The sequence below is a fragment of the Bifidobacterium sp. ESL0798 genome (genome assembly GCF_029395415.1).
In the GTDB taxonomy this organism is placed as follows: Bacteria; Actinomycetota; Actinomycetes; order Actinomycetales; family Bifidobacteriaceae; genus Bifidobacterium.
Window position 1 is genome coordinate 392,195 of sequence record NZ_CP113914.1, and the last position, 19,833, is coordinate 412,027.

Annotated in this window: 14 protein-coding genes, 1 tRNA gene and 1 pseudogene; 14 read left to right on the plus strand and 2 right to left on the minus strand. The window is 56.5% G+C overall.

What is annotated here, in order from left to right:
• Positions 1–122: 122 nt before the first annotated feature.
• The 12 genes and pseudogenes from OZX74_RS01505 to OZX74_RS01560 all read left to right on the plus strand — a co-directional run bounded on the left by OZX74_RS01505 (position 123) and on the right by OZX74_RS01560 (position 12,582).
• Positions 123–3,236 (plus strand): Rne/Rng family ribonuclease, encoded by a 3,114-nt coding sequence (locus tag OZX74_RS01505; RefSeq protein ID WP_277156834.1) that lies wholly within the window; start codon positions 123–125, stop codon positions 3,234–3,236.
• A gap of 229 nt (positions 3,237–3,465) precedes the next feature.
• The gene (gene rplU / locus OZX74_RS01510; protein ID WP_277156835.1) at positions 3,466–3,774 is read left to right on the plus strand and encodes a 50S ribosomal protein L21; all 309 of its coding nucleotides are present in this window, start codon (positions 3,466–3,468) and stop codon (positions 3,772–3,774) included.
• Positions 3,775–3,817: 43 nt separating this feature from the next.
• Entirely contained in the window at positions 3,818–4,069 is a 252-nt protein-coding gene (rpmA, locus tag OZX74_RS01515) for a 50S ribosomal protein L27 (protein WP_277146184.1), read from the plus strand.
• A gap of 265 nt (positions 4,070–4,334) precedes the next feature.
• The gene (gene obgE, locus OZX74_RS01520; RefSeq protein WP_277156836.1) at positions 4,335–6,044 is read left to right on the plus strand and encodes a GTPase ObgE; all 1,710 of its coding nucleotides are present in this window, start codon (positions 4,335–4,337) and stop codon (positions 6,042–6,044) included.
• Positions 6,045–6,116: 72 nt separating this feature from the next.
• A pseudogene (proB, locus tag OZX74_RS01525) lies at positions 6,117–7,243 on the plus strand (glutamate 5-kinase).
• 105 nt (positions 7,244–7,348) lie between these two features.
• Complete coding sequence (locus OZX74_RS01530; protein WP_277156837.1) at positions 7,349–8,554, plus strand: pyridoxal phosphate-dependent aminotransferase; 1,206 nt, start codon at positions 7,349–7,351, stop codon at positions 8,552–8,554.
• Positions 8,555–8,757: 203 nt separating this feature from the next.
• A tRNA-Trp gene (locus tag OZX74_RS01535) sits at positions 8,758–8,833 on the plus strand.
• Between the two features lie 29 nt (positions 8,834–8,862).
• The gene (gene secE / locus OZX74_RS01540) at positions 8,863–9,090 is read left to right on the plus strand and encodes a preprotein translocase subunit SecE (RefSeq protein WP_277156838.1); all 228 of its coding nucleotides are present in this window, start codon (positions 8,863–8,865) and stop codon (positions 9,088–9,090) included.
• 30 nt (positions 9,091–9,120) lie between these two features.
• The gene (nusG, locus tag OZX74_RS01545) at positions 9,121–10,014 is read left to right on the plus strand and encodes a transcription termination/antitermination protein NusG (RefSeq protein ID WP_277156839.1); all 894 of its coding nucleotides are present in this window, start codon (positions 9,121–9,123) and stop codon (positions 10,012–10,014) included.
• A gap of 301 nt (positions 10,015–10,315) precedes the next feature.
• The gene (rplK, locus tag OZX74_RS01550; RefSeq protein ID WP_277146190.1) at positions 10,316–10,744 is read left to right on the plus strand and encodes a 50S ribosomal protein L11; all 429 of its coding nucleotides are present in this window, start codon (positions 10,316–10,318) and stop codon (positions 10,742–10,744) included.
• A gap of 13 nt (positions 10,745–10,757) precedes the next feature.
• On the plus strand, positions 10,758–11,453 hold the full coding sequence (gene rplA / locus OZX74_RS01555; RefSeq protein ID WP_277156840.1) for a 50S ribosomal protein L1: 696 nt from the start codon (positions 10,758–10,760) through the stop codon (positions 11,451–11,453).
• Positions 11,454–11,799: 346 nt separating this feature from the next.
• Positions 11,800–12,582 carry an HNH endonuclease family protein gene (locus OZX74_RS01560; RefSeq protein ID WP_277157373.1) on the plus strand — a complete coding sequence of 261 codons (783 nt, stop codon included), beginning with the start codon at positions 11,800–11,802 and terminating at the stop codon, positions 12,580–12,582.
• A 267-nt stretch (positions 12,583–12,849) separates the two neighbouring features.
• Here OZX74_RS01560 and OZX74_RS01565 read toward each other — a convergent pair whose 3' ends face one another.
• Complete coding sequence (locus OZX74_RS01565) at positions 12,850–14,667, minus strand: MDR family MFS transporter (RefSeq protein ID WP_277156841.1); 1,818 nt, start codon at positions 14,665–14,667, stop codon at positions 12,850–12,852.
• Positions 14,668–14,967: 300 nt separating this feature from the next.
• Positions 14,968–16,707, minus strand: a complete 1,740-nt coding sequence (locus OZX74_RS01570; RefSeq protein ID WP_277156842.1) for a sugar transferase — start codon at positions 16,705–16,707, stop codon at positions 14,968–14,970.
• A 255-nt stretch (positions 16,708–16,962) separates the two neighbouring features.
• Between OZX74_RS01570 and OZX74_RS01575 the strand changes: the two genes are divergently transcribed.
• Entirely contained in the window at positions 16,963–18,789 is a 1,827-nt protein-coding gene (locus tag OZX74_RS01575) for a DUF4012 domain-containing protein (protein WP_277156843.1), read from the plus strand.
• Positions 18,790–18,868: 79 nt separating this feature from the next.
• Positions 18,869–19,696 carry a DUF4422 domain-containing protein gene (locus OZX74_RS01580; RefSeq protein WP_277156844.1) on the plus strand — a complete coding sequence of 276 codons (828 nt, stop codon included), beginning with the start codon at positions 18,869–18,871 and terminating at the stop codon, positions 19,694–19,696.
• Positions 19,697–19,833: the final 137 nt, after the last annotated feature.

A 19,833-nucleotide genomic window follows, 5' to 3' on the forward strand; every position in this document is an offset into this window, starting at 1 on the left:
CGTAATGACTTTTAGATTGCCGACTACGAACGCAACTGTTGCGTGGCCGCGGTGAGAGCGTGGTGTGAGAGCCGTAGACGGCCAGAGAGCCGACATGTTGCAGCATGTCGACAAGGAGCATTGTGCCCAGAGTAACCCGAGGCGGGGTCGGTCAAGCCGATGACGCCACACAAAATGATACCAATTTACCTTCTTCGTCCTCATCCGCGGATAACGAGCCCGCGACGCGTCGTCGTACGGTTCGTCGTCGTGTAGTTCGTGGTGCCGGTGCCGCCGGTGCCGACGTCGCGTTGAAAGTCGAGGAACGCGAAAGCGCCAAATCGGCAAAAGACGAGGAAAATCCCGACGAAAACGGAACCGGTGCACGCGTAGAAGCGCCAGGCACGAGGGCCAGCGGAACGGTCTCTTCTTCGCGTGGCGGCGCGACTTCGGCATCCGGCACGAGAAGAACCCGTACACGTAGTCGTGTTCGTAGCGATGAAGACTCGAACGAGGAGTCGCAAACGCGCAGGAGAAATACAAGAAGCGGAGAATCCGAGGATGGATCGAACGAAGCTCCTTCCTCAAGCCGTAGCCGCCGCGCGAGCGGTGCAAGGTCACGTACCAGGTCTGCCGATTCCGTGTCATCCGGTGAACCCAAAACGCAAACCGGCATCGAAACTGCCGAGGATCGTGTCATTGACGCCGTCGAAGGACTGCCCAAAGGTCACGAAAGTCGTCACACTCCTCGCCCGATGACGTCGTTGCTTTTCCAGGAGCCTGTGCTTCCCGGCGTGGGTGAGGATGATGGGGAAAGCGAAGCGCCTCGCCGGCGTTCTCGTTCCCGCGCAGCTGCGGATGGTGAGGATGGCGAGAGCGGATCGCGTCGTTCCGGGCGTGGCAACCGTTCGCGGCGTGGTGCTGAGCGTGACGATGACCGTTTGGACGAAGAACGGGAAGAGCGTCGGGGCCGGTCAAGTTCAAGACGCGGCAAAGCCAATGGTCGCAATCGCGATTACGAGGATGACCATGAGAATTCCCCGCGTGTTTCCCGTCGTTCGCGCCGGTCGGATATTGATGACGATATTTATGATGAGGAAGCTGCCGAGCGCACCGAGCGCCGCACGCATCGCCGTCGTAGGCTCAATGCCGAAGAGCGTCATGCCGCCGACGAGGTTGAGCAGATTGAGGAAGACCTCGAAGACGATGACATCATCTATCGTCCGATTGATGACGTTGAAGCCGAACAGTCCGAAGCGCGTTCGCGCCGAGGGCGAGGCAGTGAACGTTCAAACGAGCGCAGTTCGCGTCGTACTCGAAGTGGACGCGGTTCCGGTCGCAGTGAGCGTGATGATGACGAGGATGAGGAAGACGAGAACGAAAGCCGCAGTAGTCGCTCTCGTGGCTCACGCGGCGAGCGCGATGAAGATTCGTCGAGTCGTGGCGAGACACGCCGTCGCAGGCGCGAATCCGACGAGGACAACGCCGAGCAGCCGCTGACCCGTCGCCGCCGTCGTCACCGTGGCTCCAAGGGTGACGATAGCGAAAGCGCTCGCGATTCGTCATCGCGCTCCACCTCGCGTCGCAGCCGCAAGCAGCAGTATATCGACGAAATCACCGACATCGAAGGTTCCACGCGTCTCGAGGCCAAGAAGCAACGTCGCCGCGACAACCGACGTGAACGCAGCCGCCAGAACCAGCTGATTGAGCAGGACTTCCTCGCCCGCCGCGAGAACGTCGACCGCTTGATGGTCGTGCGCGAGCGTGGCCAGCATACCCAGATTTCCGTAATCGAAGACAACGTGCTCGTCGAGCATTATGTCTCCGATATCCAGGAGGTCGCCACTGTCGGCAATATCTACCTGGGCCGCGTGCAGAACGTGCTACCCAGCATGGAGGCCGCGTTCGTCGACATCGGCCAGCCGCGCAACGGCGTGCTTTACGCCGGTGAGGTCAATTGGGATGCCACGCGTCTGGAAGGCCAGCCGCGCCGCATCGAACTCGCCTTCAAGTCCGGCGATCCGGTGCTCGTACAGGTCACCAAGGACCCGATCGGTCACAAGGGCGCGCGTCTGACCTCGCAGGTTACGCTTGCAGGTCGTTTCCTCGTGCTCGTTCCCTCCGGCGGCATGACCGGCGTGAGCCGTAAGCTGCCCGAGCGTGAACGCGGTCGCCTGAAGTCCATCGTTTCCAAGATCGCCCCGAAGGATATGGGCGTCATCATCCGCACCGCGGCCGAAGGGGCCAGCGAGGACGCGCTGAAGAAGGACCTCGAGAACCTCAAGCGCCAGTGGCAGAAGATCGAGGACAAGCGCAAGCTCTATCACAACGGCAAGCGCGCCAAGCTCCTGCAGGGCGAGCCCGACGTCGCCATCCGCGTGGTGCGCGACATCTTCAACGATGATTTCTCCAAGCTTATCGTCGAAGGCGACACCGTCTACGAACGCATCGAGGAATACCTCGACACTATGGCTCCCGACCTTAAAGATCGCCTCGAAAAGTGGGATCCCGAGGAGCATCAGGGCAAGGACGTGTTCGATAAGTGGCAGATCGACTCCCAGCTTCGCAAGGGCATGGAACGGCAGGTCTACCTCCCGAGCGGCGGTTCGATCGTCATCGACCGCACTGAGGCCATGACTACCATCGACGTCAACACCGGCCGGTTCATCGGCAAGGGCAAGTCGCTTGAGGAGACGGTCACCCGCTGCAATCTCGAGGCGAGCGAGGAAATCGCCCGTCAGCTGCGTCTGCGCGACATCGGCGGCATGATCATGATCGATTACGTCGACATGGTGATGCCCGCCAACCGCGACCTCGTGCTGCGCCGTCTGGTCGAGTGCCTCGCGCGCGACCGCACCAAGCATCAGGTCGCCGAGGTCACCTCGCTTGGGCTTGTGCAGATGACCCGCAAGCGCATCGGCCAGGGCTTGGTGGAAGCGTTCAGCGAGGAGTGCCCGACCTGCAAGGGCCGCGGCTTCATCCTCCATGACGAGCCCACGATTTCCGCAGATTTCGCCGATCCATATGCGATGAAGGGTGGCGACCCGTTCGTCCACACCAACAAACACGGCCACGGCAGTACTCCCGAGGTGCAGGCGCCGAAGGGTTCCAGCCCGGCGGTCAAGGCCAAACTCGCGCAGATCGCCGCGGCTGCGGTGGCGGCCAACGACGAGGAAAAGGAAGAAGGGTCCGATTCGGATTCGTCTGCTGATTCGTCTTCCGAATCTTCTGCTGATTCTTCGGCCGACAAAAGCTGAAATTACGCTGAAATAATACGGTAATAAAGCTACGTTCCCGGTTTCGCTTTCACTTGTCTTTTGTGAAATTGGGAACACAACACCCCAGGCCACGTGCAACGTAGGGACATACCGTTAGTATGGATTGACGTTAGTACGTGGGTCGGTGTACTCTAAAAGACTGGTGTCTGGCCGTGGAAGTCGAAGACGTGCTGGGCAGTTTAGCTTTCGAAATAGCAAGGAACGAGATATGTACGCGATTGTGAAGGCCGGTGGCCATCAGGAAAAGGTCGAGGTCGGTGACGTTATCCTGGTTAACCGTCTCAATGCGAAGAAGGGCGATACCGTGGAATTCCCGGTCGCGCTCGTGGTCGATGGCGCCAAGGTGACGCTGAACGCCAAGGATCTTGCCAAGGTTTCCGTCAAGGCTGAAGTCGTTGACGATGAGGCCAAGGGTCCGAAGATCAACATTCAGAAGTTCAAGAACAAGACTGGTGTCGCCCGTCGCAAGGGTCATCGTCAGCCGCTTTCCGTTGTCAAGATCACGGCAATCGCCTGATTTCGGTAGCGTAAGAGCAATCAAAGCCTGAAAGGAACAGACAATGGCACATAAGAAGGGCGCATCCGCTTCCCGCAACGGTCGCGATTCGAGCGCGCAATACCTTGGCGTCAAGAAGTTTGGTGGCGAGGCTGTCGTCGCCGGCAACATCATCGTTCGTCAGCGTGGCACCAAGTTCCACGCCGGCCAGAACGTCGGCACCGGCAAGGATCACACCTTGTTCGCGCTGTCCGACGGCAACGTGAAGTTCGGCGTTCGCCGCGATCGCAAGGTTGTCGACGTAGTCGCCGAGTGAGAAGCCAAGCTAAGTAGCTTTTTCATCAATAGGTCGTATCTCCAGAGGGGGTGCGGCCTTTTTGATTGTTGGTAGGATTATTGACGGTGTGTCGGCGGTCCAAGCGGCAATGGGCGTGCATCAAGCAATCGCTTCGAAGACTTCAAGATGTAATGCGTTTATGGCGTATCGGGTTATCGCTTGGCTTTTTGCCCAAAACGATAATTCCCCAGGTTCGTCGCCGGGGGTATGCGAAGATGAATACCCATCGGTAAGGTAAGGAACTATGACAGACTTTGTAGATAGAGTGACCGTCCATGTCAAGGGCGGCGACGGCGGCAACGGGTCCGCAGGCGTTAAGCGCGAGAAGTACAAGCCGCTGGCCGGGCCGAACGGCGGCAACGGCGGGGACGGCGGTTCCGTCATCTTCGTGGCCGACGCGAACGCGAACAACCTGCTCGACTATCGTTTCGTCCCGCATCGCAGGGCCGAGAGCGGCACGATGGGATTGGGCGACACCAAAGACGGCTCGAAAGGCGCCGACGTAGTGCTGCCGGTCCCGCCGGGAACCGTGATTTTCGAGGCCAAAGGTGCGCAGGGCAAGGCCAAGCACCCCGGCCGCGAGCTGGCTGATCTGCGTCATGCCGGTGACCGGTTCGTCGCCGCTGCGGGCGGCATGGGCGGTTTGGGCAACGCCGCGCTGGCCAACAAGACACGTCGTGCCCCCGGATTCGCGTTGCTCGGTGAACCGGGTGAGGAACGCGACGTGATTCTGGAGCTCAAATCCATCGCCGACGTGGCGTTGGTGGGCTTCCCCTCCGCAGGCAAATCCAGCCTGATCGCCGCGATGAGCGCTGCGAAACCGAAGATCGCTGATTATCCGTTCACCACGCTCGTACCGAACCTCGGTGTGGTGAAGCTCGAGGAATACCGCTATACCATCGCTGACGTGCCGGGTCTGATTCCCGGAGCCTCGGAGGGCAAGGGGCTCGGCCTCGAGTTCCTGCGCCATATCGAGCGCACCGAAATCATCGCGCACGTCATCGATTGCGCCACGTTGGAGCCGGACCGTGATCCGATTTCCGACTATCACGCCTTGGAAGACGAACTGGCGAAGTATGCCGCCAAGCTCAAACTGCCGCTTGGCGTCATCCCGATTCCCGAACGCCCGCGCGTCATCGTCCTCAACAAGGCCGACGTGCCTGAGGCCAAGGAACTCGCGGAATTCGTGCGCCCGGAGTTCGAGAAGTTGGGGCTGAAGACCTTCATCGTCTCCACCGCATCGCACGAGGGCTTGAAGGAACTCGGTTACGCTCTGGGCAAGATGGTGACCGAGCTGCGCGCAAAGCTGGCCCGCGAAGAAGCCGAGCGCGACGAAGAGCGTGTGGTCATCAAGCCGTTGGAGCAGCCGGCGCGTCGTCGCCGTCGTGCCGATGACGAGCGTGGCACCTCGCTTGATTTCGCCGTCGAGCGCGAAAGCAACCGCAGGGGAGCGGTGTGGTTCACCGTCACCGGTGCGAAGCCGGAACGTTGGGTGCGTCAGACCAATTTCGACAACGACGAGGCCGTGGGCTATCTCGCCGACCGTCTGGCCGGCTTGGGTGTCGAGGACGAGCTGCGTCGCCATGGAGCCAAGCCCGGCGACGAGGTACGCATCGGCAAGGGCGAGAATGCGGTCGCTTTCGATTGGGATCCGACCATCGCCGCCGGCGCGGAAATGCTGGATGGTGCCCAATTGGGTGCCCGTGGCAAGGATCTGCGTCTCGATGACGGATCCGACGGCAACCGTGTCCGTCGCCGCACCAACGCCGAACGCCGTCGCCAGTATCACGAGATGATGGACGCCAAAACCGCCGTGCGCGAGGCGATGCGTCAGGAACGAACGGCCGGTCACTGGGCCGATCCGAGCGTTGACGACGATCGGCACGACGAGCACGCGATTCTCGGTGGCCACGGCGACGACGATTTCGATGAGCAGGAAACCACTGAAAAATAAGCTTCATACGGCGGTTTTTGAGTGGTAATGGAAAGATGATAACGAAGCGTGGCTGAAATGTCGGAGACCGGAATGCAGACGGAAGCAAAGGTACGAGCTGCGGTGGCGAACGCGCGGACCGTGGTGGTCAAGGTCGGTTCCAGCTCGCTGACCAAGTCTTCCGGCCATCTTGACACAGGCAAGGTCGACGCATTGGTCGAGGTATTGGCCATGCGGCCAGCAAGGGCACGCGCGTGGTCCTGGTGTCTTCTGGCGCCATTGCCACCGGATTCGGACCGTTGGGTTTTTCGACGCGGCCCAAGGATGTTTCGACCCAGCAGGCGGCGGCGTCGGTTGGGCAGGGCATCCTGATGCAGCATTATGAGACGGGTTTCGCGCGTTTCGGTGTCCGTGTCGGTCAGATTCTGCTGACTGGCGACGATACGATGCACGCTTCGCGTTATCGTAACGCACAGCGCACGTTGCGCCGGCTGCTCGACCTTGACGTGGTGCCGATTGTCAACGAAAACGATGCGTTGGCGACCAATGAGATTCGTTTCGGCGACAACGATCGACTTTCCACGCTGGTGGCCAATCTGGTACGTGCGGACGCCTTGGTCCTGCTCACTGACATCGACGGCCTGTACACTGCTCCGCCTTCCAAGCCAAATGCCAGACGGGTCGGTTTCGTGCCAGACGTCGATGAGATCCTGGACGAGGTTTCCGTGGGTGGCAGCTCGTCCGGAGTGGGCAGTGGCGGTATGGTGACCAAGCTCGAGGCGGCACGGATAGCGGTCAGCTCCGGAATCCCCGTGGTGTTGACCAGCGCGGGGAATGTGGCCGATGCGTTGGGTGGCAAGCCGACCGGAACGGCCTTCGCACCGGCCGCTCACCGCGATTCCTCACGCCGCCTGTGGATTGGTTTTGCCGCGAATCCGCGCGGTTCGCTGGTTGGTGACAAAGGCGCAATCAAAGCGGTGCTCGGAGGCAAGGCCAGCCTGCTTGCCGCCGGCGTACTTGAAGTCCACGGCGAGTTTTCCTCCGGCGACCCCGTTTGGATCGACGACGAAGAAGGCAATCATATCGCCAAAGGCCTCTCCAGTTTCGATTCCGATGAGATTCCGCACACTCTCGGCCGCGACACCTCCCAGCTCAGGCGCCTGCTCGGCGAGGAATACGCCCATCCTTTGGTTCACCGCGATAATCTGGTCTTGCTGTAATCCTTCCCATTTCTCGTCTCAGTTTTTGTCTATCGGATACACCAATTCGCCACAGCGGTCTAGTCTGGTGGTGGGAAAACATACCGAGAAACGTGGGAGATAAAAATGGCAGAGTGGCAGACGTTGAGTGATCGTGTGAATTCCGTGGCACCGAGCGCCACGCTGGCCGTGGATTCCAAGGCGAAGGCGATGAAGGCCGCGGGCGTCAATGTCATCAGTTATGGTGCGGGCGAGCCGAATTTCCCGACTCCCGATTACGTCGTCGAGGCGGCCGCCGCGGCATGCCGCGATCCGAAGAACCATCGTTACACTCCGACCCCGGGCCTGCCGCAGTTGCGAAAGGCCATCGCCGAGAAGACGTTGCGCGATTCTGGCTATGAGGTTTCGCCCGACCAGGTAGTAGTGACCAATGGCGGCAAGCAGGCCGTGTATGAGGCGCTCCAGATCATTGTCAATCCCGGCGACGAAGTCATTATTCCTGCCCCCTATTGGACCACCTATCCCGAGGCCGTGAAACTTGCCGGCGGCAAGCCGGTCATCGTTTTCAGCGGTGCGGAGAACGGATTCGAACCAACCGTCGAGGCGCTTGAGGCCGCGCGCACCCCACGTACCAAGGCCATCTTCATCAACACCCCTTCGAATCCGACAGGTGCGGTTTGGGGCGAAGAAACGTTGCGGGCCGTGGGGCAGTGGGCTTTAGAGCATCACATCTGGATCCTGAGCGACGAAATCTACGAACACCTCACGTACGACGGCGAGAAGACCGCGTACATCGGCGCCGTGGTGCCGGAAGTCCGCGACCAGCTCATCGTTTTGAACGGTGTGGCCAAGACCTACGCCATGACCGGTTGGCGTGTCGGCTGGCTCATCGGTTCGGTTCCGGTGGCCAAGGCCGCCGCCAAGCTACAGGGCCACATGACCTCCAATGTCGCCGACGTCTGCCAGCAGGCAGCGTTTACGGCGGTTTCCGGTTCGCTTGACGCGGTCGCCATGATGCGCAAGGCGTTCGACAAGCGTCGCAAGGCCATCGTCGCCGGTCTCAACGCCGTCGACGGGGTGACCTGTCGCACTCCCAAAGGTGCGTTCTATGCGTTCGCCGATGTCACTGCGCTGCTCAATCGCCCGCTTGGCAAGAGCGGAAGCGTCGCCAAGACCTCTTCCGATCTGGCTGGGTTGTTGCTCGACGAAGCCCACGTCGCAGCCGTTCCCGGAGAAGGGTTCGGCGCTCCCGGTTTCCTGCGTTTCTCGTATGCGCTTGACGATGATGACTTGGCTGAGGGCATGCGCCGTTTCAAGCAATGGGTTGGCTGAAATCATATCGTTTTACGTGAGATCAGTTGAAAATCTGAATGGCTACCCGAGATTAGGCGGACCAGGACCTTCTTTGGGTGCGGCACAATTGGTCTTGCTGCGACACGAGGAGTGGACGAAACCACGAAAAAAGGCTACACTGTTTTTTCGGCGGTTTATGCCACGTGGTCTCGTGCTTCGAGTATCGTAGACAGAGTTCACCTAGGGAAGTGGCGCAATTGGTAGCGCAACGGTCTCCAAAACCGTAGGTTGTGGGTTCGAGTCCCGCCTTCCCTGCCAAGTAATCACAAGCCGAACGAAGGACGGATATGGCGAAGGCACAAGAGTCTGAAGAGAGCGTCAAGCCGAACATTTTCATGCGTATCGGTTTGTTCATCAAGCAGGTTATCGACGAGCTGCGTAAGGTTGTCACGCCTACTGCCAAAGAGCTGGCCGGCTGGTCGGTTGCAGTGTTTATCTTTGTGGTGCTGCTGATGGCTCTCGTCACGGGTATGGATTTTGGTCTCGGCAAATTGACTCTTTGGATCTTTGGCTGAGCGTAGACAATTTTAAAGGTGACTAAAAGCATGGATAATGAAGTAAATCTCGAGGGCTTGGATGCGTTGCCTGATTTGCCGGACGGCGATCAGGCTGCGGCGGCTTCCAGCGTTGATAGCGCGGCCGTTGACGCCGTTGCCGGTATCGAGAACGCGGGAGAAACCGAAAAGGCTTCCGACGATTCCGCAGACGTGGTTTCCACTGAAGGTTCTGAGGTGGCTGAAGGCGCTGCCGAAGCAACCGATGACACGGATAGCAAAGCGGATGCTGACACAGCGGCTACTGCTGAAGGCGAGGATGCTGACGATGCCGGTGCCAAGGCTGTCAAGGAATTCTCCAAGAGCTTGCGCGGTCTGGACGGAAAGTGGTATGTACTTCATACTTATTCGGGCTATGAAAAGCGCGTGAAGGCCAACGTCGAGTCCCGTATCCAGAGCTTCGGCCTTGAAGACCAGATCTTCCAGATTGAAGTGCCGATGGAAGAAGTCGAGAAGCATACCGACAAAGGCAAGAAAGTTGTCACCCGCGTGCGTGTGCCCGGTTATGTGCTCATCCGCATGTGGCCTGACGAGAACGCTCGCCGTATCGTCCGCGAGACGGAAGGCGTCACCGGATTCGTGGGACCCACCAAGGATCCTGCACCCTTGAGCCGCAAGGACGTCGTCAAGATGATGGCCCCGATGATTGCTTCCGAGGCGCTCAAGGAGGCGGGCGACAAGCCTGCCGCTGCCAAGAAGCGTACGGTCGAAGTCTCCTACAAGGTCGGCGATCAGGTCACCGTCATCGACGGACCATTCGCCACGATGGCCGGTGCGGTTTCCGACGTCGAGCCCACTACGCAGAAGCTCACCGTGCTGGTTTCCATCTTCGGCCGTGACACGCCGGTCGAGCTCGGTTTCAGCCAAGTCGAGAAGATTGTCTGATTTCGATTCATTGAGTTGTTAAGTATGATGCCGCAGGTCGCAAGATCTGCGGCATCGTTGTATCAGGGTTGTTGTTACTGATTTGAGTAATAATGATTACTGAATCAGCATCGTTATTGTCGGGCTTACTTGGGATAATAAGAAAGCTTGTGTCTGGAGGGGAGACCCGCTAGCACAGCAGAAGCAATATCAGTTGCGGGAGGAGACCCGTGACACTTGATATACCAAGGTTTTTCGATATATCGCAGGGTGTCGTGGGCGACCGTAAGTACCGCACGGACAATGAAAAGGAGCCATTTCTATGGCTGGAAAAAAGGTCACTGCGCTGATCAAGCTGCAGATTGAGGCCGGCAAGGCCAATCCTGCGCCGCCGCTCGGTCCTGCTCTCGGTTCGCATGGCGTCAACATCATGGACTTCTGCAAGTCCTACAACGAAGCGACGAAAGACAAGATGGGACAGGTTGTTCCTGTCGAAATCACCGTCTACGAGGATCGCTCGTTCGATTACGTTCTGAAGACCCCGCCGGCCGCAGCACTTCTGCTCAAGGCCGCTGGTTTGAAGAAGGGCACCGACAACCCGCTGACCCACAAGGTCGGAACTGTCACCTCGGCACAGGTCCGTGAGATCGCCGAGACCAAGATGGCCGATCTGTCCGCTCGTGACGTCGAGGCCGGAATGAAGATCATCGCGGGCACCGCCCGTTCGATGGGCATCACGGTCGAAGGCTGAGGGAGGCAAACAGATGGCTAACAAACATTCCAAGAAATATCGTGAATCGGCCGAAAAGGTCGACGGCAGCAATCTGTACACCGCTTCCGAGGCAATCGCTCTGCTGAAGAGCATGCCTGCACGCGGTTTCGATGAGACCATCGAAGCCACCTATCGCCTGGGCGTCGACCCTCGCAAGGCGGACCAGCTGGTCCGTGGCGTGGTCAACCTCCCGAACGGCACCGGCAAGACCGCAACGGTCCTCGTGTTCGCACGTGGCCCGAAGGCCACCGAAGCAGCCGAAGCCGGAGCCGACATGGTCGGTGACGACGACATGGTCGCCAAGGTGCAGGGCGGCTTCCTCGACTTTGATGCCGTGGTCGCAACCCCCGACATGATGGGCAAGGTCGGCCGTTTAGGCCGCGTGCTCGGCCCTCGTGGCCTCATGCCGAACCCGAAGACCGGCACCGTGACCATGGATGTGGCCAAGGCTGTCAAGGACATCAAGGGCGGCAAGATCGAGTTCCGCGTCGACAAGAACGGCAACCTGTCGTTCATCATCGGCAAGAAGTCCTTCGATCAGAAGGCTCTGGAAGAGAACTTCCAGGCTGTGGCCGCAGAGATCAAGCGTCTGCGTCCTTCCACCGTGAAGGGCCGCTACATCTCCAAGGCGACACTCACCTCGACGATGGGCCCCGGCGTTCCGCTGGACCTCGCTCCGCTTTCCTGAAGTGTGAAAAGCGCATAAAGCGTAGTTGAATCAATAAGTTGCCCGATACTTCGAAAGAGGTATCGGGCAACTTTGTTTTTGTGTATGCGTGCCTTTGTGCGTTGAGCACGTTTTAGCCCGTTTCCTTTTTATTGTTTTTTCTCGTTCCTTTTCATTGAAACGGAATATCAAGAAATCTTGATTTTTTGGGCAAAGTGGCCTTTGGCTCTTGCTTTTTCTTCCGTTTTCCTTTATTCCTGAATCATCGATGGCGTAAGTATTACGTTGTGTATCGACTGCAGGAGCAAATCGGGAAGGAGTCTGGCGAAGAATGATGATTTGGCATGTTGGAGGGGCGTTCCAGCCGATGCCCGACAACTACGGCCATCGGACTGTTCGACGTGGCAGAAGGGGTCGTAACGACCATTTTCGACGGCGATGGATCAATCGAGACAGTCTGCTGACGAGATTCCTGGTGTTGCTGTTGGCTGCCTGCCTTATCGGCGTCGGCTTCGGGCTCGTGCTGCCCAAAGTGAGCACGCCACTGGCGCAGATAACGGGTCAGTACGTCGCTACGGGGCCGGTGGCGCAGGCGTTGGCGACGCTACCTGTGGATGATCACCCCAGCACGCGTGGTTACGACAGGAATTCGTTCGGATACAACACCACCGATGATGACGGTGACGGCTGCACCATCCGCGACGACATTCTCAAAAGGGATATGACCGGGGTGAGGTACAAGAGGCCAAGTGCCTGCCAGGTCAAGACCGGCGTCTTGCAGGAACCGTATACTGGCAAGTCCGTCCGTTTCATACGTGGAAAGCATACGAGCGCGGCTGTGCAGATCGACCATGTGGTCGCCTTGGAGAACGCGTGGCAGTCGGGGGCGAGCAAGTGGGATGCGGCCACAAAACAGCGATACGGCAACGATGCCTATAATCTGCTGGCCGTCGACGGTCCTGCCAACCAGCAGAAGGGATCGGCATCCGCTGCCTACTGGTTGCCGTCGAATCGCAAGTTCCGCTGTACCTATGTCGCCCGTCAGGTCGGCGTCAAGCGAAAATATGGCCTTTCCGTCACCACTCCTGAAAAGCAAGCCATTTCCAAGGTTCTGCGAACCTGTCCCACTCAAGAGATCCCAAGGCAGTAGGAGAGGAAGCATTGCGAACCATGCGGGGAAAGCGGTGAAAACAGTGAGAAGGGAAGTCGGCTGTTGCCGTTGCCGTGATGAGTTTGATGTGAGTTGCAGATCTGGGAAATCTCGGATGATCGGTCAAATCCGCAAAATAGGAAAACGCGTAAAAGGAATCTTGGATTGGAAATTGAGCCAATCAGCATAACAAGCGAATATGAAAAGGCCGATGCATAATCCTCGTTTTTAAGGATAGGCATCGGCCTTTGCGAAGGGCAGATTAAATCATGCTTGCTTGGCGTGCGCGTGGAAGCGGGGGACGCGGACGTGACGCAGGGTACGGTTGGCGAGATCGCGGGCAGAGCCGGCGCCTTGGCCACGTACGCCGAAGAGCACGAGCAGCACCATACCCAGCGCGATGACCGAGCTGATGATGAGTGACATCCTGATACCCCAGACGTTGGCAAGAATGGCAGCATTATGACGGGAACCCATCAAAGGCTTAAAGACCTTGGTGAACTCCTCCATGAGGATGACCAGTACCGGTGCGCCGATGGCTCCGGATATCTGTCGCACCGTGTTGGTGACGGCCGATCCGGCGGACATCGAACGGACTTCCAGACAGTTGAGGGACCAGGTGGTCACCGGCATCAGCACGAAGCCCATGCCGATCTGGCGGATGAACTGGCAGATCGAGACCCACCAGATCGGGATACCGGTGCTGATGAAACTCATCATGATGGTGCCGATCATGAGGATGGTCGTACCGGCCAACGCCACCGGGCGAGCACCGTACTTGTCGAGGAAGCGGCCGCCGAAGAACTGCGCGATGCACTGGCCGATGGCACCGGGCAACATCACGAGTCCGGAGATGGTGGCCGAATAGCCACGGTCGTTCTGGATGAACAGCGGGATGATGACGGTGATGGAGCTGAAAGCGAAGAAGCTCATGGCCGCGGTGATGGTGCCCATCATGAAGCTGTGGTTCTTGAGCACCGTCAGATCGAGCAGCGGCGGCTGGATCTTCTTGATGCGGTCGATGATTGAACGGCTCTTGGAATTGGAGAAATGCTTCTTGAACTTGTTCGCGTTATCCGGATTGTCGGCGACTCGCTTGATCAGGGCGTGCACGGCCTCGATGCTTGTTGGGCAGGACGAATTGCCGCCGACTTGTGCAGCAGCCTCTGTCGCGTTTTGCTTGAGAGCTTGAAGCTCGCAGCTTTCGAGGTCGCTTATAGCCGCGTTGATTTCCTTCTTGTAGCGCTTGGCGCCCTTGAGCTGGCGGGTGACGAACCAGACGATGCCGACCAGGCCTACGGCCATCGGCAACCAGACCAGAGGATTGGTGAATGCGTAGGTTTCGATATTGGTGAAGCCGAAGAGCAGACCGCCGAAGCCGATGATCGACAGGCATACCGAGAAGAAGTCGGCTTTTGCGTCATCGTCGTTCTCGCCGAAGTTATGCAGGCCGAAAATGGCGAGCACCAAGGCGATGGCGCCCACGATGGTCAGCGAGACGAAGATGGAGCGCCAGCCGCTGGCATCGGTCTGCCAGCCGCCGAACGTCGGACCGATGGCAGGTGCGACGCTCATGGCCACGCCTACCGTGCCCATGGCCACGCCACGTTTGGACATGGGATAGACGGTGAAGACGATGATCTGCAAGACGGGCCACATCACCCCGGAGCCGATGGCCTCGAGCGTACGGCCGGCGAGCACGACGACGAAGGTGGGGCCGAACCAGGCCAGCACCGAGCCGATCGTGAAGACGACCATCGAGGTGATGACGATCTGACGCGTGGAGAAACGGCGGGTGAGGTAGGCGGTCAGCGGCACCATGACGCCCTGCACCAGCTGGATGACGGAGGTCAGCCACTGCCCGGTGGTCACGTTGATGTGGAACTCGGAGACGATGGTCGGCAATGCCGCGCTCAGCTGCAGCTGGGTGAAGTTGCCGACGAAGGTGATGAAGGTGAGGATGGCGATGGAGATGAAAGCCGCGTGGCTCAGGTGTCCGTCGATATAGGATTCCTCTTTGGTGAGGGCTTTCGACAAGGATGGTTTCGAAGGAGATTCTGCTGGTGTTTGCACGCGATCAGTCACGATCAGGTACTCCTTCTTTGTTGCGCTGACATTCCATTATTATTACCTGCATACATTTTCCACTATATTCAAAAATATATTCGAAAGCATTCGATTATAACTTCAGCGGAGAAGAAAAATACTTCACTACCGCCTTATTAACCCGGTTCAGATTACACCATCAGCCGGATGGTTGGGCGTAAAAGTGTCACGCGTCGAGCATAAGAAGTGTTAGATAAAAGACAAAGAAATGTCGAATTTCGAGTACAGCTAGTGAACATGACAAGCGCAGAAAGTCTCATAGGCCAGACGCAGCGAACATCATACGCCGGTGCCGCGGAAAACGGCGATGACGGTTTTGAGCAAAATGGCGATGTCGCCGGTAAACGACCAGTTCTCGACATAGGAGATGTCGAGCTGCTCGCTTTCCTCTTGGCTCAGTTCGTTGCGCCCGGAAATCTGCCAGGGCCCGGTGACACCGGGTTTGACCAGGAGACGAGCGGAATAGAGCGAGCCGTATTGGTCCACTTCGTACTGCTGCTGCGGACGCGGGCCGACGAGGCTCATATCGCCTTTGAATACATTGAAGAACTGCGGGAATTCGTCAAGTGAGGTCTTACGGATGAAATGACCGAATGTGGTGATGCGCGGATCGTCTTCGGCCTTGAAGAGAATGCCGTGCGCGTTGCCGGTTTCTTCGGCCACCGCTTCGTCGTATTGGTCAGCGTTCACGCGCATCGAACGGAACTTATAGAGCGTGAAGGGCTTGCCGTAGAGCCCGATGCGTTGCTGGGAATATATCGCGGGACCACCGTCCTGAGCCTTGACACGAAAAGCGACAAAAGCCATTACCGGTGAGGAAATGATGATGGCGAAAGCGGATCCGACGATGTCGAAGACGCGTTTGAGCACTCTGGTCAGTGTGGAATACTGCGGTAGGCGGGCCGTAAGCATCGGCATCGAAGGGTTGCTGCGCACGTGGAGTTGGGAAGAGGCGATATCGGCGACATTGGCCATGAATGCCAGCTCGATGCCCATGGACTCCACGGCCAGTGAGAAGGTGCGCATCGTCTCGGAATATCGGGACATGACATCGGCGATGAGGATCGCCTGAGAGCCGAGTTCCTTCGCCTTTTGCGGCAAGTGAGAATCCATCGGCAATATCCGCAGGCCTTTTTCCTCCGGATAGACAGCGCTGAACGGCACCGAAACGAGTTGCTGGGCGTCCGGCGAATTCTGGTTCTTGACGCTATTGGAGACGGAGACCACAGGGCAGACCGCGATGGGTTTGTACCCCATCCCGGGGTTTTTCTTCAGCTGCGCCATGACCTTGCGGATTCCTTCAGGCGACCCCACGATCACGGTGTCATACATAAACGTGTTTTTACGACGATGCCGATGCAGGGAACGACGCATGATCCAACGTTCCAGCAGCTCCAGCACGCAAGAGAAAAGCGGTATGAAGATGGTTAGGGAACGCGGGATGTTGAGCTTGAAGATATAGCTGAACATGCAGATGATGACGAAATCAACCAAAGCTGCGTTGATGATCTTGCTGTAAAGCTCGTAGCCCTCGCCCATGGCGTGGCGATGGTAGATTTGCTGCGAAGCAAGGCTTGCGATCCATGCCACACAGATGAGCGCCAAGAATACGTTCAGTCGTTCCGGGTCGCGGCCATAGCCGCGTAAATTCGCATAAGCACCGGTATCGAACAACAGCACCATCGCCGTCGCCAAAAGCGTCACGACGATATCGAGCACGATAAGGGTGGCGTTGAAGGCGAGACTCCATTTGGGAATGGAATAGCTCAGTAGCTGATGGTTGGCATCGGTGGCTTTGGAATGGAATTTGCCTGTGCTGTCCGAAAGAAAATACGAGCCGTCAAAGAAGCTGTTGCCTGCCGATTCGTCTGCGCGATGAGGAGGTGAGGAAGCCGTGCGTTTCCTGTGTTGGTTTGCAAAGCGAGTTTGTGGATTTTGTTCGATTCTCAAGGCATTATTGTCCATCTGAGTGGCATCAGAAGGCCGCGCAACCAGACCCGACTCGACTCTCTGTGCCACGATGTAACCTCTTCTGTCGTATGAAACCGCTCACACCATAATACATAGTGCATAGGCAAATAGGGCGTTTTTGTCCCTTTTCTGGCGTGTGCCTGTTTCACTACCTTGCATGGATATTTTATTGCCATGGCATCCTATATCCGCATCATTGCGCTCTACTTATACCGAATCTGTGCAGGATTCGCTCAAAATCCGCGAAATCCGCGGCGATAGTGCATAATGGTGCATTGTTATATAGGTGAAGGGAAATATCTTATGCGTCGACCACAAGGTAGGCATTTGGCGGCCGCGAGGCCTATGCGTCGGCATCGCGCCTGGTCGTGGGTACTGCTGGTGATATTCGTGCTGTTGGTTGCGATTGCAGGGATTGGTGGGTACGCCGCCAAGACCATGTACGAGCAGGCCAAAGAGGTCAAAGCGCACGAACAGAACGCGGTGTCGATGCTCAGCGGCTTTTCGGGCAAGAAAGACCTCAATTCTCTGGACCAGATTTCGCAGAAACTGCCGCAGGTGCAAAGCGAGACGCGGCAGGCCAACGACATTGCGCATGGCAGGCTGTGGAATCTGGCTGCCAAGGCCCCGTACATCGGTAACGACATCAAGACCGTGCAAGGCATGACATCAACCGTTGACGGGATTGTGCACGATTCGGTTCCGGGATTTTTGAATGTCGTAAATAATCTCAAAGGTGCACAGTTGAGTGAAGGTAACGGCCAGATTAACCTGCAGCCGATTCTCCAATCACAGCAGCAAATAAAAGTTGCAAACGCTGCTATGCAGACCCAAGTCGCGTATTATGATCAGTTGCCTGTTCAAAAAGCCCAGCTTAAAGTAGTTCGAGATGCCTACAGTACGTCCAAAACCAAACTTGATGGACTTGCCCAGAAATTTGACCAGATATCAAATGCATTTCAGATCTTGCCGGACTTTCTTGGAGCCAATCAGCAGCGTAACTATGCGGTTACAGCAATGACGACTTCAGAAGCCCGCTCTTCCGGTGGTTTGATTGGTTCGGTGGGTGTGCTGACTACTAATAATGGCAAGATTACGGTAGGTGCGTTCAGGCCTAATACTGAATATGTTCCTTACGGGATGGCCAAGGTGACATCAAGCGAAAAAGCCTTGTTTAAAGAGTGGGGCCCTATGCATCAATCTTTGATGATGCAGGATCTGGCTTCTTGCCCGGATACGCAACGGCTTGCCGAAAATGTGAATTCTGTTTGGAAGCGTACGCCGTGGGGTGCAAAACAGCCGATTGATGGTGTAATCACCATAGATCCTGTTTATTTGCAAGCCATGATTCGGATGAGTGGAAACGTCACCCTTGATGATGGACGTGTATTAACCGGTGATAATACGGCTCAATTCTTGTTGAACACTATATACAAGGAATACTCCCCAGCACAACAGGATTCGTACTTTGGACAGGTTGCTACCAAGGGAACTGATTCCTTGTTTGCCAATATGAATGTCAGCAAGATGATGGGACTTATGACTGTGTCCGGGCAGATGGCCACCGGTCGTCACCTCTCGATGTATGCATTCGATTCAAATATTGAATCTGAATTCCAATCATCAGAGCTTACAGCTCATACCCCCAATGATGAAACCAAGCCAACCGTCGGTGTTTATTCCAATGAGCAAAATGCGTCGAAAATGGATTGGTACATTCATAAGACTTCAAAGATTACCAGGACGAGTTCAAATTCTACTGGAGCTCGTACCTATCATGTGGATTACACGATGACCAATACTATGACCCAGACAGAGTTGCAATCCGTTCCTGACTACATCAGAGGCATGGGCGGAGTACCGCGCGGAAACGGCGTTGAAAAGACTCTGATTTATGCCCCAGCTGGCGGGTCCATCAGCAATCTTTCAGTAACTGGTTATGCAGAGAGGATGCAGCAAAAAACATTGAACGGGACATCGCTTTACGCAGGTGTCGTTCAAGTCGCCCCTGGCCAGTCTGTTACTTTCTCCTTCGATGTCACGACTTCGCCAAAGACGGTTTCGGATTTGCAAATGGATCAAAGCCCGATGGGCTGGGAAGATCCTGGTGTTACTAAAGTGAACTACTAATGGAGTGAACTACTAATGGAAAGACCTTTTAAAGAACAACGCTTCGACGGAATGTAGAAAGTGAGACGAGTAATCAGAGATGAGTGAGGATATCTGCATCGTGGTAGCGGCCCACAAACCGTATCGCATGCCTAGCGACGATATGTATCTGCCCATGCATGTAGGGGCTTCCTTACATCCAGAAGTGGATTTGGGCAAGCAATTCGTTACCGATAACACAGGGGACAACATTTCTGATCTCAACGCTTCATACTCTGAGGTCACCGCTTTATACTGGCTTTGGAAAAATTGTGAAGCGGATTATAAAGGCTTGGTACATTATCGTCGCCATTTTGCTACTACGAACACGATGAAGCGTTTATTTGCCAAAAATAGGTTCGACAGGATTGCAAAGCGAGAGGATGTTGAGACGGCTTTAAACAGGAAGGCTAAAGACGGGTCGAACATCGAGATTATTCTTCCTAAGAAGCGCAATTACTATATCGAGAGCGTCTATTCCCATTATGCGCATACCTTCCATGCCGAACAGTTCGATGAGACTCGGAAATTGCTGGCCGAAAGACTTCCGGAGTACGTTCCTGCCTTCGATGAGGTGATGGCCGGCAAAAGCGCCCACATATTCAATATGTTCGTGATGAGTCGACGTCGGCTTGACGAATATTGTTCCTGGCTTTTCCCGATTCTTGACGAACTGACCCGTCGTATCGATCCGGGGCGATACGACGCGTTCAACGCGCGTTACCCGGGCCGGGTGAGCGAGCGCCTGCTTGACGTGTGGCTGAAAACGCAGGGTTACGCATATACGGAGCTTCCCACCGTGAGCCCCGAGCCGGTAGATTGGTTCAAAAAGGGCGGCGGCTTCCTAATTTCGAAAATTTCAGATAAAAAGTATACGGAGAGTTTTTAATTTTGACGTTTTTAGATTTTTCGGAGAAACATAGTATAAGTTTTTTGACAATATCTTTCGAAGTTAAGCTATTTTGCAATTCAGCAAATTTAAAATGTTTTTCTGAAGAGTACATTATTAATGAAGGTTGAATATCT